Consider the following 16,792-nt stretch of genomic DNA (forward strand, 5'->3'; position numbering starts at 1 on the left):
ATCCTTTTTTGTTTTTCTGCGCTGGCTCCTGAAAGGCTCAGCCTAAGATTGCTTTGGCAAAAACAAAAAAGATATAGAGGATAGCCCGACCCGCTTGCATCTTATGGGTTTGTGCGCCGGAGGATGCAAAGGGATACGCCCGAATGATACAGATTACGGATTTTCTTACCATTTTTACTGATTTGGACGGTTAAGTGTAAATCATTGATTTCTATTGTCTAATTTTGTTTTATAAAATCAGAAAAGATGTCCAGAGTTGCCAACTTCAATACCATAAATGATTATAATCAATTTAATAATAACGAAACCCTGCATCCGTTGGTTAGTGTAGTTGATTTGTCTAAATCTGATCCAAGGGCCGCGCATAAAATGACTTTCAATGTTTACTGTGTGGTGCTGAAACAGACCAAATGCGGTGATTTGAGATATGGAAATAATACCTACGATTATCAGGACGGAACTTTGGTGTTTTTTGCTCCAGGACAGGTAGTTGAAGTGTTGAGCGATGAGGTCTACCAGCCCACAGGATTTGCTTTGGCTTTTCATCCGGACCTTCTTCTGAACACGCCATTGGGAAGGAGAATGCAGGATTTTGGTTTCTTTTCGTATCACACCAGTGAGGCACTGCATCTTTCGGATAAGGAGAAAAAACTGGTGATGGAGTGTTTTGAAAAAATAGCCTACGAACTGCAGCAATCTATTGATAAACACAGCAAAATGCTGATCACATCCAATATCGAACTCTTCCTGAATTACTGCATCCGGTTTTACGACAGACAGTTTATTACGAGAGACAACGCCAACAAAGGAATCCTGGAAAAATTTGAAGAGCTGATGAATGACTATTTTTCTTCGGATAAACCTCAGAATATTGGTTTGCCGTCAGTTTCCTGGTGCGCAGATGAGCTGAATCTTTCTGCGAATTATTTTGGTGATCTGATTAAAAAGGAAACCGGAAAAACAGCGCAGGAATTTATACAGACGAAGGTAATTGATGTTGCAAAAGAGAAGATTTTTGATGCTGATAAATCGATCAGTCAGGTCGCTTATGATTTAGGTTTTAAATATCCACAGCATTTTACAAGGCTTTTTAAGCAGAAAGTAGGGGTGAGCCCTAATGAATACAGGAGTTTGAATTGATCTTAAGTTTAGAGCCTGTTTAAAAAATGATTAAAAAACAAATTTTCCAAGTCATTTTTCTTTTCCTCAACCCTAAAGGGTGGAAAAATGCCTTGAAAAATTTTCAGGTTCGGGGGAAGTTAATTTTGATGAAATTTAAACAGGCTCTTAATTTAAATGAAAAGATTAAAGAAATTCTAAAAACGAATTTTCTATCCAATTCAACTTATTTAAAAGATCATATTTTTGAAACCTCTTTCCTTACTGGAAGAGGTTTTTGTTTTTAATTAAAATCACAGATGATAACTTAAATCATTATCACTTTTTTATTTTTTTAAAGGTTAATTTTCTGATCGCTCATCACAGAAAAAGGAAATAAACTCAGTATATTTAAAAAAAGTTTTAAATGTTTCCAACCTCATTTCAATTTTCTGCATCTGTTAAGGTATAAAGCCACACTATGGAACACAAACTACTGATAGAATGCCAGCGGAACGACCGCAACGCCCAGCGGAAGGTTTACGAGAAAATGGCTGGAAAGCTGTACTCGGTCTGCAAACGTTATCTGAAAAACGATGAAGATATCGAAGAAGTATTAGCCGACACGTTCTACAAAATTTTCACAAAACTGAATCAACTGCAGAATCATGAAATTTTCGAAGCCTGGGCAAAGAAAATTGCCGTGAATGAGTGTTTACAGAAATTGAGAAGTATGAAAGCGCTTGAAATTTCTCTGGATGAAGATTTTGTGGAGTCAAAGGAAGCACCCACAGACAGTATCTCTTTTGAAAAGGATATTCTGAAGCTGTTGAATTTTCTTCCTGAAGGTTGCAGAGCCATTTTCAATCTCTTTGCGATCGAAGGTTATCCTCACAAAGAGATCGCTAGCATGCTTTCCATCAGCGAAGGTACCTCAAAATCTCAACTGAATTTTGCGAGAAAAAAACTGCAGGAACTTCTGGTTAATCACAACATTTAAAACTTTTTACAATGGAAAACAATCACGATATAGATAAAAAATTCAACGAGGCTTCTCAATCTTCAGAAGAACCGGCAACTTTTCCGGGGTTTGATAAAGTGTGGGCGAAAGTTGAAGAAAAGTTAGATAAAAAAGAGGATAAAAAACGGACTGTTCCTGTTTGGTTTTCTTATGGAATTGCGGCGAGCTTGATTATTGGTTTGGGAGCTTTCTATTTTATTGATAGAAATGAAAATTCTCATATTGAGAAACCTGCAATTGCTACAAATACTGTTGTACCTGAAATAAAATCAAACGTACAGACCACCGACAGCCTGATAAAATCTAATATAGAAAAAGAATTGAGTTCGCAGAAAGAAATTCAGAAACCTGAAATTGTAGCGTATGAAGCTGTTTTGCCTCCTCCAATTCCTGTTCTCGACCCTCCTGCATTACCGCGTCATCATTCTGATCCTGCATATCAAAAAATAGCTGAGGCACCTGTTAGTGCTAATGTTTTGAAAGAAAATGAAAGCGAAACTCGGAATGTCAATGAAGAGGCGGTTTTAAGAGCTTCAGCAAATAGAAAAAGAATTAATGTTGAGAACAGATCTTTAAATGAAGCTGAAAAGATTAATAATGGTTTTTTTAAAACCGATTCATATGATTTCAGCAATAAAAGAGGAGATTATACAATTTTATCCTCACACATAAAATTTAATAAAGATACTTCTAAGTCAACAACAGTTGTAGAACCTGCACAGATGTATATCGCAGGAAACGATAAAGGCTATTTCGATGGCACTCCTTATAACAATAATGCTTTAAATTCTCTAAAAGGAACAGTTAATGGTCTGAAAATGAATTCCGGAGATTATCAAAGTATTACCATTCGTGGAGCAGGAACTTTATCCGGAGCAAACCAACCTTTAATTGTTTTAAATGGTGTTCCTCAAAGTGTAAATACTTTAAGTAAAATCAATCCCAAAAGTATTGAAAGCATTCAGGTTTTGAAAGATGCTTCCGCCACAGCCTTGTACGGAAGTCGTGCCGCCAATGGAGTAGTCGTAGTGACCACCAAAAAACTTTCAAGAAAAGAGAGAAAGGCATTTAAAAAGCTACAGAAAGTACAAGACAGCATCAACAGGGCAAAACAGATTCAGCAACAGAATTCTGAAGAGTATGATGCTTTTGTTGAAAATCCTTTTGAGCTGACGACAAATCAGTCTGTTTCTACGTTTTCAATTGATGTTGATAAGGCTGCGTATTCCAACATCCGCAGAATGATCAACAATGGTGAAGTTGTAAATAAAAATGCTGTTCGAATCGAGGAAATGATTAATTATTTTAAATATAATTATCCGCAGCCAAAAAACAGTCAGCCGTTTTCAATCAACACGGAATACAAAGATTCGCCCTGGAATTCTCAGCATAAATTATTGAAAATAGGACTTCAAGGTAAAGATTTACCGATGGAAAAATTGCCGAGTTCAAATTTTGTTTTTCTGATTGATGTTTCCGGTTCCATGAATGAAGCAAATAAGTTACCTTTATTGAAATCGTCTTTCAAAGTGCTCTTGGATCAGTTAAGACCCACGGATAAAGTCGGAATTGTAGTTTACGCCGGAAGTGCAGGAATGGTTTTGCCACCGACTTCAGCCAAAGAAAAAAATAAAATTATCGAGGCTTTGGATAAACTGGAAGCAGGTGGCAGTACAGCGGGCGGTGCTGGAATTGAACTGGCGTACAAACTCGCTCAGGAAAATTTCATCAAAGGCGGAAACAACCGTGTGATCATCGCAACAGACGGAGATTTCAACGTGGGAACTTCTTCAACAGGCGACCTTCAGACTTTGATTGAGGAAAAAAGAAAATCCGGCGTGTTTTTGACCTGTTTAGGTTTCGGAATGGGAAATTTCAAAGACAGCCGAATGGAAACTTTAGCCAATAAAGGCAACGGAAACTACGCTTACATCGATAATCTGCAGGAGGCCAATAAGTTTCTGGGGAAAGAGTTTGCCGGAAATATGTACGCAATTGCTAAAGATGTGAAAATTCAGATCGAGTTTAATCCGAAATACGTAAAATCCTACCGTCTGATTGGTTATGAAAACCGAAAACTGAAGAATGAAGATTTTTCAAATGATAAAATCGATGCGGGAGAACTGGGAAGCGGACACACTGTAACGGCTTTGTACGAAGTTATACCGGCTGATGTGAAATCTGAATTTTTACCGAAAGAATCTGACTTAAAATATACTAAAAACACAAATGATGGAAATTTCAGTGATGAACTGGCAACCGTAAAATTCAGATACAAAAAACCTGATGGCGATACAAGTTCGGAAATTGTACAGATAGTGAAAAATTCAAATGAAAATCTATCTTCTGCGAGTGATGATTTCAAATTTGCTTCTGCTGTAGCTTGGTTTGGTTTGGTTTTGAGAAATTCAGATTTAATTAAAAATAAAGATTTGAAGGAGGTTGAAAAGTTGGGAAAAAAGGGCAGAGGAAACGATGATGATGGATATAGAGCGGAGTTTGTGAGATTGGTGGAAACATTTAAAACCACACAGCAAAAATAATTTATGATAAAGAGATTTAAATATTGGTTTGCATTCCTGTTCATGGGAGTTTTAAGCTTGGCTCAGGAAAGAGATTCAGTGAAAGTTGCGGATGTTTTAAAAAATGAAATTAAGAATTTGAGCATCGTGACACATAAGCCATATTCGATGAATGATAAAAAACCGAAAATACTTTATCCTGATGTAAATAAAACTGAGTATCCTGATGCCTTTTTTAATGGAAATCCTGCATGTTTTGAGACTATAAGAGTTATAGATCCGAAAAATATTGAACATATTGAAATTGAAAAAAGTAATGACCTTCATGCTGGTAAAGACAAAAAGAGAGTCATTATTAAAACTAAGACCGAGATGATTTCTATGCGGGATTTTATTAAAAAATATTCGATCAAAAGTGGACACAAAATATTAGTGTCAATTGACGGTGAGATGATTAATGAAAGTTTTGAAAATTTACTATTGGACGAATCATATATCATGCAGGTTAAAGTTTCTGATTTAGACAAAATTGATCATAATAATACTTTTACTCATCTTAAAATCTTCACCAGAACGGCTGAAAACGTTAGAAAAGCAAACGAAATTCGTTTACGTTAAGAATAAAAACTGGTGAGATTAGCTAAAAGAAATTTCTTCGGAGATTTCTTTTTTTTTCTCTATTTTTAGACATATTATTCATGATGAAAAAAATCTATCTGTTTCTGCCCTTTTTTGCAGCTCAACTGATGTTTGCTCAGAATTCACAGCAGTATTATTCCGGAATATTTTTAGATAAAGACAAAAAACCTAAAGCTTTTATTAAAGTTTTTAATAAAAATACAGGCGTTTACGAGGAAACTGATGAAGAGGGTTTTGCCATTATTCAGGCACAGAAGTACGATACTCTTGTCTGGAACAATGGTAAAAATATTCAGGTTGTGTATGGAGTTCAGGAATTAAAATATATTCTCGAAAACCGTATTCCGAAGAAATCTGTGTCAGCCATCAGATCAAAAGATTATGACAGCCTTATCGTTAAACCCAGGTCAGATGAATACAGTATTTCAAAGCCGGATTATTATCTTTCAAAAAACTCAGATTTTTATTTTAATAAAATCAGGAAACTGAAACAGAAGAATGGCGATACTTTAAAAATAAAAAAGCAGGAGCAGAACAAACTGATTATCAACGGAAGTTTCAATACTTCATTTGACGTCAGAAACCGAAATGCAATTCCGCAAACCCAAAACAGATATGTGCAGGGAAGATCTCAGAGCGGAAATCTTATCTGGCGCGGTCCCGAGACCAACGAAATTTTCAGTTACGGCCCGGATATTTCAACATTGGCCTATAATTTTCAGCCCTATGATTACGATATCAACGGTCAGCTGATTCCGTTTTCTTTAGGAATGATTTCTGCAAAACCGTATGACAATTCACTTTTCACAACCACCGTAGGCTTTCACAATCAGCTGCAGATTAATGCTTTCATAAAATCAGAAGATTACAATGAAAAGGTTCGGTTCTCAATGGACTTTGGACAGCATAAAAATCAAACCTATTTTATCAGTCAGTACGACATCAACAATACTTTTAAAGCAAAAGTGAATGCAAATGTTTTGAAATTTAAAGTTCAGGCATTATTTGATTTTGATGAAACAAAGGCGACGAATACAAACAGAATTGCGCTTTTCAACCGTGCCTATCAGGAATCTCTGCTCACGCCAATTTCGTTTTCCAATAATCAGGGAAGCTTTCTTGCCAATGGCCAGCAAAGAACTTACAGTCAGTTGGGTGATAATCCGGAATTTCTTTTTGCACAGAATAATCAATACAATTTTCTCTCAAATCAGAAAAAGTACAGTTTCAATCTCTCAAGAAAATGGGATGATTTTAATTTCAGCGTCAATCAAACCTACGAAAATGATCAGTTCCGGAATACGGACGTTTACAAACCGTCAACGAATGGATTTCCTTCAGGTTTAAAAAACGACAGACTTCAGAACAACAGCCTTTACAATGCCAATGTCTCTGCAAATTACTCTTTTGGCGACTATGACTTCAGAAATATTTTCAACTTAAATTTTATTGTCAACGAAAGAAAATCTGATGTTTTTCACAGTTCGCAAAACCGAAAGTACCTTTACCAAAGGAGCTCGCAGGATTATATTTTTAATTATGATCTGAAATTCGATGACGGTGATTTTGAATTTGGTGCTAATCTTGGAAACTCATTTTATGTCTCAAACACTTCTCTGAATAATAAATTATGGCTTCCAAAAGTCAATGGGTACGTTCAGTTCAACAACATTTTCGATTGGCGACGCACCCGTCTGAAATTTTTTGGGGCTTATACTCATCAGAGTTCTGAACCAGATATTACCAGTTCGTTTTCGTCGTATTCCACCACGCAGTTTCTGGCTCAAAATGCCAGTCAGTATTTTCCGGCACGTGAGGTTGAAAGTTTTAAAAATCTCTCAACAGTTGATATTGCAGAAACGAAGGCAGGATTCAACTTCAGTATTTACAGCAGATTCAATTTCGGAGCTGAATATTTTTCACGAAAGATTACCAACGATATTTTTCCGGTGTTTGAAAATAACAGTTTGTTGCTGAAGAATCTTGCAGATCATACATACAGCGGCGTTGAGCTGAATGCTTCTTACGAGAATTTCATGATCGCAAAAGATTTTACAATGACCCATCTGGCTTCATTTTACAAATATCGGGATGTGGTTGATAATGTTGTATCTGGATACAATAATCTTGCTTTGTCAGGTTTTCAGGATGTTTACAAAACTTTGTCCGAAGGTCAGGTTTTGGGCGCTGTTGTAGGAAATTATTATGAAACCAATGCCGCCGGACAAACCATTATTGATGATTTCGGATTTCCGGTAGCATCAAATAGTAAAAAAATTATTGCCGATCCCACGCCTGATTTTGTGATGAAATTTACCCATACTTTCAACTATAAAATGTTTACCCTCGACGTCAACTGGGAATGGAAAAAAGGCGGACAACTGTGGAACGGAACTCAGGCGGTGCTCGATTATTACGGCCGTTCCAAGACTTCCGGTGATGACAGGAATCTTAAAAACTATATCTTTCCAGGTGTTCACGCCAACGGTATGCCCAATCAGACTTCAGTAGATTTTTATGATCCGAATCAGTCTGTTTTTGAAAACCGCTGGACGCGCTACGGCTTTACAGGCGTTGCAGAAAGTTATGTGCAGAATGCCGATTATGTGAGAATCAATTCAGTTGCGCTGGGAGCAAAATTTGATGTCGGGAATTTCAGACGAAGTCTGGGCGTTTCTCTTTTTGTGAATAACATAATGCTTTGGCAGGCCAATTCCGGTGAAGATCCAAGTCAGAATTTTTACGATTTGGACAGCGGCCGCGGACTGGATTTCTTCAATCTTCCGTCTTACAAAAGTTTTGGATGTATGGTTTCATTTCAATTTTAAATTATGAAAAGCAGATTTACACTTTATATATCGCTTCTGATCTTCATTTTAATGAGCTTCAGTTTAAAAGCCCAGCAGAAATTCAGCGATTTCAAAAAAGAAAAAACCTACATCCAGACCAATCACGTTTTTTACAAACCTGGTGAGGAAATGTATTTTAAAATCTACATCGTTCAGGCAGAAAATCAACTTCCCACAGATCAGTCGAAGGTGGTGAATTTTGAATTGCTGGATCCCAGCGGAACCGTTGTTAAAAAAGACAAATATGCAATTACAAACGGTCATGCAGAAGGTTACTATTACTTCGGAAACGAGATGAAAGGCGGAATTTACAAAATGAGAGCCTACACCGACTGGATGCAGAATGAAACCGGGAAAAACGTTTTTGAAAAAGAAATTACACTTCAGAAAATTGTCTCGCCAAGAATTTTGATGAAACTTGATTTTCCTAAAAAAGGCTACGGTGCAGGCGAGGAGGTTTTAGCAGATTTCTCAATGCGAAGTCTAAGCAATCTTCCAATTCCTTTTTATGAAGCCAATTTTACGGTAATGCATCAGGGTGAAAAAATTAATGAAGGGACTTTTATTACCGATAAAGAAGGAAAATATTTGCTGAAATTTAAGCTTCCGACAGTTTTAAAATCTTCTGATGCTCTGTTAAATATTAAAGTCAGTTTTGATGGGTTTACAGAATCAATTTCAAGAAATATTCCTATTGTTTTGAATAATCTTGATTTGAAATTTATGCCTGAAGGCGGAACTTTTATTAATGGAATCGAACAGAATATCGCATTCAAAGTTTTGGATGAATTTGAAAAACCTGTAGATGCAGTTTTGGGAGTTTACAATCAGAATCACCAGAAACTGACAGAAGTTTCAGCCTACAATTTTGGAATGGGAAGTTTTTATTTAAATCCAAAAAATGGGGAAAAGTATTATGCAAAGGTTTTAAAACCGGAAAATATTGCACAGATTTATCAACTTCCAGCTGCAAAAGACGGTGGAATTATTTTAAATCTAAAAAAAGAAAACCAAATCATCAGTTTAAACATCAATTCAACTTCAGGAAGAAACGTTATAATCTCCGGAAACTTTCGTGAGAAAGAGATTTATTCTAAAAATTTAAGTTTAAAAAAAGGTTTAAATCAAATTGAAATTTCAGAAAAGGAACTTCCAAGTGGAATCTGCAGATTTACGGTTTCAGAAAATAATCTTCCGCTTGCTGAAAGAATTGTTTTCGCCAATGAAACCAGGCAGATGAAGGTGAAAGTTACGCCTGTAAAGAAAAATTATTTGCCGAGAGACAAAGCTGTTGTCAATATTGAAACTACAGACGAAAATAATCAGCCTATTCCTGCAAACCTTGCTGTAAGCGTTGTTGATGACAAATTATGGACGTATGCAGACGACAAGCAAAATCACATTCAGTCATGGCTTTTAATGGATTCTGAACTGAAAGGTAAAATTGAAAGACCTCAGTTTTATTTTGATAAAAAAGAAGAGAAAGCAACAAAAAGTTTAGAGCTGGTGATGCTGACGAATGGATACAGATATTTTGAAATCATTCCCGAAGTAGAAAAGTCAGGCAAATACAAATATCTTCCGGAAAAGAAAAACCCGATTTACGGAATTGTGGAAGACGAAAATAAAAAGCCTGTTGCCGCTGAAGTTTACCTTTTCAACGGAAAATCTCTGAAAAAACAAATCACCTCAGACAATGGATTGTTTTACTTCTCAGACCTTATTGCCGGAGAGGGAAACAGAGTGATTGCAAAAGCTTTAAAACCAAAAAAAGAAGTCACAATAAGATTTTTATCCTACAAACTTCAAATCAATCCTTTAGAAAAACAAATTCTGAAAAATATTGATGTTGAGGAGATTATAAAAGAGGCAGAGATCAAGGAAAAACCTCAAAATGCCAATCAGGGAATTGAAGGATTAATCAAAAATAAAGCGTATGTAAATTCAAGAGCAGATACAATCAGTAAAGAAACCAGAATTGAAGAAGTAGTTTATGTTGGAGCAATTTCCAGAAAAAAAGATCAAACGTCGGCAGTTCAGACTGTCTGGTCAGACGAAATAAATTCTTCAAACACAATTTCTGCAGTAGCGGGAAGGGTATCCGGTATACGAATTAATGAATCCGCAACTCCGGGAATTTCTACTCAATCTATTGTTATTCGTGGAGCAGCAACAGTTGGAAGTCAAAATGAACCATTGTATATTATAGATGGTGTAGTTTCGAATTCTGCAGAATTAAAAGCTTTGAACCCAAAAAATATCAGCGATATTTCGATCTTGAAAGATGCTGCAGCGACTTCTGTGTATGGAAGCAGCGGAATGTCTGGAGTTGTGATTATCAACTCAAAAAAATATCAGAATGCTCTTTTGAAGTTTGATATTACCCCGATTTCTCAGTATGCTCTCAAAAATGTGCTGCAAGACAGCCTCACAAATTACGCCTACAGCCGAAATTTTGCCTATCCCGAATACAAGACAACGACTACCGCTTACCGCCACGATTACCGTGAATCTTTATACTGGAATCCCATCGTAGAAACCGATAAAGACGGAAAAGCTCAGATAGAATTTTATCAGTCTGATGCCAGTTCAGCGTTCAGAATAATGACCGAAGGAATTTCTGCAAAAGGTTTGATTGGAAGAGATGAAACCACATATGCTGCACAAAGTCTGATTTCAATCGATGCCAAAATACCCCAATATCTGACCAGAACAGATCAAATGACAATTCCGGTGGTGATTAAAAATAATTCAGCTGAAACAAGAAACTTAAAACTGAATGTCATCATTCCAAATCATATTAAACTGATGAGAGCTGACAGTTTGATTACGTTGAAACCTTTGGAATCGGGAAGACTGTTCGTCACCATGCAGACCGATAAACTCATCAGTTCAAATATTCAGTTTGCTGTAAAATCAGGAGATTTTAGAGAAACCATGATTTTACCATTGAAAGTTGAAGAGAAAGGATTTCCACATTATTTTTCGATCATCAACAATAAAAACGAAACCTACATAATTGATGTTCCGGAATATGTGAACGGAAGTTTTATGTCTTCATATTATGTCTATGAAAATTCAGCACTTCAGATGTTTGAAGATCTCGAAAGACTGAAAAGGGAGCCACACGGCTGTTTTGAGCAGCTTTCTTCAACGGTTTATCCCAATATTTTTATTCTGGATTATTTAAAAGCGACAAAAAAAATTGATGCAAATACAGAATCTACGGTCATCAGAAATCTGAAAAAAGGCTATCAGAAAATGCTGTCGTACAAAAATAAGGATGGTGGCTTCTCCTATTTTGGCTCCACTGAATCTGATGTTGCTTTATCAGCTTTCGCTCTGCTGGAATTCAGAGATTTAAAGAAATATGTGAATGTTGATGCGAAATTAACTCAGAATCTTACGTCATTTATTTTGTCTAAAAAAGGTGCAAACGGACTCTTCGAAGTTAGAAAAGAGTATGAAAGAAAAACTGCTTACTCCGAATATTCATGGTCACGAAATATGTATGTTCTATATGCCTTGTCAAAACTCGGTTTTAAAAATGAGTTGCTTCAGAACTACGACTACAGCTTAAAGAGAGTTTTGGCAAGCAAAGATTCCTATCAGCTGGCGCTGATGGCAAATACGGCAAAAAATTTAGAGAAAAATGAAGATTATAATACTTTACTCAATATCTTAAATCAGCAGTACGAATCGAAAAATGTGAAGACCCAGACCACATTTACAGGATCCGGAGGAATTTCTGCCAATGCAGAAACGCTTTCTCTGTACATGATGGCACTGCAAAAAAATGAAAAGACAAATCAACTGAAAATTGCTGAAGCCGCAGATGAATTAATTAATTTTAATGGTTATTACGGTTTTGGCTCTACTCAGGCAACTGCTTTAGCTTTAGAATCACTCTCCGCTTTTTTTGCGAAAAATGAAAAACTATTTGGAACCGAAAGACCGACTATTACAGTAAATGGTGCTGTTGTTTCAGACAAAAATATCAGTTTTTCATCTGCTTTCAGAAAAGGTGAAAATGATTTGAAGATGGAATATTCAAGTAAAAAAGGTCTGCCTTTTAAATTAGATTATCAATACTACACTTTAGAACCTCCAAAAAGTGAAAATATTCCGGTGGCTTTAGAAACGAAACTGAAATCTGAAATTTCAAAAGTAGGAGAGACCAACAGAATGACGGTCACCGTAAAAAATAAAATCAACGGAGATTTACCGATGACGACAGCAAAAATCGGAATTCCGGCAGGTCTGACTTTACAAAATGCTCTGCTGAAAGACATGGTCGATAAAAAGCAGGTTTCTTATTACGAGATTTTTGAAAACTATCTGGTTTTGTATTGGGAACACTTTGATGCGAATGAAACGAAAACTGTGAATTTAGATTTAAAAGTAGAATTTGCCGGAGAATATACAGGGAAAGCAAGTAATGTATATCTTTATTATATGCCGGAAGCTAAGTTTTGGAATGAGGGAATTAGGGCGAAGATTGAACCGTAGAATTACGATAAAAATATAACACAGACAATTAATTATCTATTAATCAATTGACAAATAAAAAATTATGAAAAAAGTAAGTTTAGCAATTTTGACAATAGTAATATTGGGAAGTTGCGGAAAAAAGGAAGAAAAGGTCAGTATGGAGATATTGTTGGATGCTCCTTCAGATATTAAAGATATGAAATTTGAGGAAGTTACAGATGGACAGGAAAAAAATATCGAAGTAAATCAGAATGATGAAGAATATGCTTCTCTAATTGAAAATCCTTTTGAACTCACCAAAAATCAACCGGTTTCTACGTTTTCAATTGATGTGGATAACGCATCGTATTCCAACATCAGAAGAATGATCAATGAAAGTCAAGCTGTAGATAAAAATGCGGTCAGAATTGAGGAAATGGTGAATTATTTTAAATATAATTATCCGCAGCCTCAAAATAATGATCCTTTTTCAATCAACACGGAATACAGCGATTCGCCCTGGAATCCTCAACATAAATTGTTGAAAATTGGACTTCAGGGAAAAAATGTTCCAATGAACAACTTGCCACCCTCCAATATTGTTTTCCTCATTGATACTTCCGGATCAATGGCAGATGAAAATAAATTACCGCTGTTGAAACAATCTTTAAAAATACTTTTAAATCAACTGAGACCTCAGGATAAAGTTGGAATTGTTGCCTATGCAGGAAGTGCAGGTGTCATATTACCATCAACTTCTGCTTCTGAAAAAAGTGAAATTCTTGAAGCTTTCAGCAAACTTGAGGCAGGTGGAAGTACTGCGGGTGGCGAAGGAATCGAGTTGGCTTATACGCTGGCAAAAGAAAACTTCATAAAAGGAGGAAACAACAGAGTGATTTTGGCTACTGACGGAGATTTCAATGTGGGAACATCTTCAGTTGCACATCTTGAAACTTTAATTGAAGAAAAAAGAAAATCAGGAATTTTCCTCACTTGTTTAGGCTACGGAATGGGCAATTATAAGGATGATAAAATGGAAACTTTAGCAGACAAGGGGAATGGAAATTACGCTTACATTGACAATCTTCAGGAAGCCGGTAAATTTCTCGGAAAAGAGTTTGCCGGAAGTATTTACACAATTGCAAAAGATGTAAAAGTTCAGATTGAATTTAATCCTAAATACGTAAAATCTTACCGTTTGATTGGTTACGAAAACAGAAAACTCAGAAATGAAGATTTTGAAAACGATAAAATTGATGCCGGGGAATTGGGAAGTGGTCATACGGTAACGGCTTTGTACGAAATTATTCCAGCCAATATAAATTCTGAGTTTTTGCCTAAAGAACAAAAATTAAAATACAGTAAAACTGCTGATCAAAATAAAATGGCATCAGGCGACGAATTGGCAACAGTGAAATTCAGATATAAAAAACCGGATGGAGATAAGAGTGCAGAGATCAGTCAGATTGTGAGAAATTCAGGTTCGGGAATTTCTTCTGCAAGTCCTGATTTTAAATTTGCGACATCTGTCGCTTGGTTCGGATTGGTTTTAAGAGATTCAAAACTGATTAATAAGAAAGGACTGAATGAGATTGAAACTTTGGCAAAACAAGGAGAAGGAGATGCAGAAGGTTACAGATCAGAATTCATAAAATTGGTTCAAAAATACAAATCAATAAAAAAATAATTTTATAAAACAGACATTTACAAAGATGTCTGTTTTTATCTCAAATAAACTTTCAAAAATTATTGAAAATTCAAAAACTATTATTATATTTGTAATAGAAATTTAATAAAACGAAAATGCAACTTTCAGAAGCCAAAGAAAAATACATCCAGACCTGGGGAATATTCGCAACGAGTTGGGGAATCAACCGCACGATGGCACAGGTTCACGCTCTGCTTTTGGCCAACGGAAAACCACTTTCCACGGATGAGGTAATGGAATTGTTACAAATTTCAAGAGGAAACGCCAACATGAATCTCCGGGCACTAATGGATTGGGGAATCGTGAAAAAAGAATTCATCAAAGGTGACCGGAAAGAATATTTTACTGCAGAAAAAGATGTCTGGTTTTTGTTTAAACAAATCACGAAAGAACGTAGAAAGAGAGAAATTGAACCGGTAGTTGCTTTTCTGGAGGAATTAAAAAATATAGAAGACAACGATTCTGCAGAGGCTCAAGAATTTATCAAACTGATGGATGATTTCAGCAGCGTAACCAGCAAAATTAATAATATTATGGATCTTGCAATCAAAAGCGATGATCACTGGCTGGTAGGAAAAATTACCAACTTATTGAAATAGAAAGGACTTCAAAAATCCTTTTTTATTTCAAATTAACTTTCAAAAATTACTGAAAGTATAGTAAATAAAATTTATTAACTGCTAAAAACTTAAATCATGAAACTCAAAATTTTAGTTACGGAATTGGTTTTTCAAATTTTATTAAGTACTGGAAGTACTCTGTGTGTTACTTATCAATATTTCCAAAATGATTTTCTTCTGGCATTATTCTTTGTTGGAGTTGGTAATTTATTCGGTTTTTTTATCAGACTTTCCACAATTGAAAGCCCATTCAACAAATATTATCTCTACGGAATTATGGTATTTTTCGTCATGACTTTTGTGCTCTACAAATTTGATTTTGGGAAAGAAATTATATTTAAATTTTGGGGAATCGATGGTATACTTTTCAATTTGTATTATCTGATTTACGGATTTATCAACATTAAAAAGTTATCAGACGAAACAAAACTTACACGATAAAATCTTTTTTTATTTAAACTTATCTTTCAAAAATTATTGAAACTATAATAACTATAAAATGTTAAACATTATTTCATACATTGTTTTCCTCGCCATCACCTCGTACATCACGGTTGATGTGGGCAGAAGATGCTTCAATTCAGGGAAACTGTATCTGGAATATTTGATTCAAGACAAAGATTTCTGCCTCACCGTCAACAGAATATTGCTCGGAAGTTACTACTTAGTTAATTTGGGTTACATTTCCATCAGTTTGAGTTTCTGGGGCACAGTTTCAAGCATCGAAGAATTGCTGTACACCGTTTCCAACCGCATCGGAACCATCGTTTTAATCCTTTGTGCATTACATTTTATCAATTTGTTTACACTTTATATTCTGAGAAAAAAATTAACAATAAAATAAATTATCATGACAGCAACCATCCTTACCCAAACGTACAATTTTTCAGCGTACATGATTTACCTGCCAATTGTCATTACTTTAACTGTACTCGTTTCTCAGTTTCTGTTTAAAAATTCCAAAACTTTTATGATTGATATTTTTCATCAGAAACAGGACATCGCAATGGCAACCAACTCACTTTTTAAAATTGGATTTTACCTTCTCAACCTTGGTTTTGCCCTTTGTATTATTGAGTTTTTCCAGATTGAAACTGTTGAAAGACTGGTCGTGGCATTAAGCAAAAAAATCGGTGGATTTTCAATCTACCTCGGCGTGATGATGCTTTTAAACTTACTGCTCTTCCTTAAAGGCCGCAAACATGCAATGAATAAAGACAAAGTGCAAACTGAAGAAATTTCTCAACTGTAATTTTAAAATTTAATATAATGAAAAATCTAATCGTTCATCTTTTCCTCATCTTTTACTTTGGAGGAAAAACAAAAAGAATCAACTTTTAAGGTTAAATGCCATGAAAACTTTGCTGAAAATTGATTACTACGTTCAAATCACCGTGTTCTTCGGATATATAATCTTTGCATTGATCAATTCACTGTTGCATAATGGATTTGCTCAGGTTTGGTTTAAATTTTATTTCGTGGTCGGAGGATTTCAGCTGGCTAGCTATTTTGTTAAGATTGTTCTGGGATTATGGAAAGACCTTTTTATCAAAATTTATGGAATAATGATTTTACCGATTTGGCTTGTACTTCTACTTGAAAAATGTTACATCACTATAGACGCGCTTTTTATTATCCCGTTTTATGGCTTGTTAACCAGTCCTGTCATGGCCTTTTTTTATCTGTTGTATTGCCGGGATAAATCAACAAATCCATCATTAAAGCTTTAGTCTTTAGTTTGAAATTTAAAACAAATATCCATGAAAACTATTCTGAAAATTGATTATAAAATTCAGATTTTTGGATTTATAATTTTACTTTTAGGTTTTACTGTGCAAGGTTTTGTCACTAAAGAATTCCTTATT

At 35.4% G+C, this 16,792-nt stretch carries 13 protein-coding genes; all 13 read left to right on the top strand.

The window, feature by feature from the left end; all coding sequences use genetic code 11:
• The first annotated feature begins 246 nt into the window (after positions 1 to 246).
• The 13 genes from ASG21_RS08395 to ASG21_RS20470 all read left to right on the top strand — a co-directional run bounded on the left by ASG21_RS08395 (position 247) and on the right by ASG21_RS20470 (position 16,657).
• Positions 247 to 1,140: a response regulator transcription factor gene (locus tag ASG21_RS08395; protein ID WP_056078239.1), complete on the top strand. Its 894-nt coding sequence runs from the start codon at positions 247 to 249 to the stop codon at positions 1,138 to 1,140.
• Positions 1,141 to 1,166: 26 nt separating this feature from the next.
• Positions 1,167 to 1,406, top strand: a complete 240-nt coding sequence (locus tag ASG21_RS08400) for a hypothetical protein (RefSeq protein ID WP_056078241.1) — start codon at positions 1,167 to 1,169, stop codon at positions 1,404 to 1,406.
• A gap of 173 nt (positions 1,407 to 1,579) precedes the next feature.
• Complete coding sequence (locus tag ASG21_RS08405) at positions 1,580 to 2,098, top strand: sigma-70 family RNA polymerase sigma factor (RefSeq protein ID WP_056078244.1); 519 nt, start codon at positions 1,580 to 1,582, stop codon at positions 2,096 to 2,098.
• 11 nt (positions 2,099 to 2,109) lie between these two features.
• On the top strand, positions 2,110 to 4,662 hold the full coding sequence (locus tag ASG21_RS08410; protein ID WP_056078247.1) for a VWA domain-containing protein: 2,553 nt from the start codon (positions 2,110 to 2,112) through the stop codon (positions 4,660 to 4,662).
• A gap of 3 nt (positions 4,663 to 4,665) precedes the next feature.
• Positions 4,666 to 5,259, top strand: coding sequence for a hypothetical protein (locus ASG21_RS08415; protein ID WP_128414257.1), 594 nt, complete (start codon positions 4,666 to 4,668; stop codon positions 5,257 to 5,259).
• A gap of 80 nt (positions 5,260 to 5,339) precedes the next feature.
• The gene (locus tag ASG21_RS08420) at positions 5,340 to 8,108 is read left to right on the top strand and encodes a hypothetical protein (RefSeq protein ID WP_128414258.1); all 2,769 of its coding nucleotides are present in this window, start codon (positions 5,340 to 5,342) and stop codon (positions 8,106 to 8,108) included.
• 3 nt (positions 8,109 to 8,111) lie between these two features.
• Positions 8,112 to 12,638, top strand: coding sequence for a TonB-dependent receptor plug domain-containing protein (locus ASG21_RS08425; RefSeq protein ID WP_056078256.1), 4,527 nt, complete (start codon positions 8,112 to 8,114; stop codon positions 12,636 to 12,638).
• 64 nt (positions 12,639 to 12,702) lie between these two features.
• Complete coding sequence (locus ASG21_RS08430) at positions 12,703 to 14,286, top strand: VWA domain-containing protein (RefSeq protein WP_082482402.1); 1,584 nt, start codon at positions 12,703 to 12,705, stop codon at positions 14,284 to 14,286.
• Between the two features lie 116 nt (positions 14,287 to 14,402).
• Positions 14,403 to 14,906, top strand: a complete 504-nt coding sequence (locus ASG21_RS08435) for a hypothetical protein (RefSeq protein WP_056078259.1) — start codon at positions 14,403 to 14,405, stop codon at positions 14,904 to 14,906.
• 96 nt (positions 14,907 to 15,002) lie between these two features.
• Positions 15,003 to 15,368 carry a hypothetical protein gene (locus ASG21_RS08440; protein WP_056078262.1) on the top strand — a complete coding sequence of 122 codons (366 nt, stop codon included), beginning with the start codon at positions 15,003 to 15,005 and terminating at the stop codon, positions 15,366 to 15,368.
• A gap of 58 nt (positions 15,369 to 15,426) precedes the next feature.
• Entirely contained in the window at positions 15,427 to 15,771 is a 345-nt protein-coding gene (locus tag ASG21_RS08445) for a hypothetical protein (RefSeq protein WP_056078265.1), read from the top strand.
• 6 nt (positions 15,772 to 15,777) lie between these two features.
• Positions 15,778 to 16,179, top strand: coding sequence for a hypothetical protein (locus ASG21_RS08450; protein ID WP_056078268.1), 402 nt, complete (start codon positions 15,778 to 15,780; stop codon positions 16,177 to 16,179).
• Between the two features lie 100 nt (positions 16,180 to 16,279).
• Positions 16,280 to 16,657, top strand: coding sequence for a hypothetical protein (locus tag ASG21_RS20470; RefSeq protein ID WP_056078271.1), 378 nt, complete (start codon positions 16,280 to 16,282; stop codon positions 16,655 to 16,657).
• Positions 16,658 to 16,792 lie beyond the last annotated feature (135 nt).

The sequence above is a fragment of the Chryseobacterium sp. Leaf394 genome (genome assembly GCF_001424105.1).
In the GTDB taxonomy this organism is placed as follows: domain Bacteria; phylum Bacteroidota; class Bacteroidia; order Flavobacteriales; family Weeksellaceae; genus Chryseobacterium.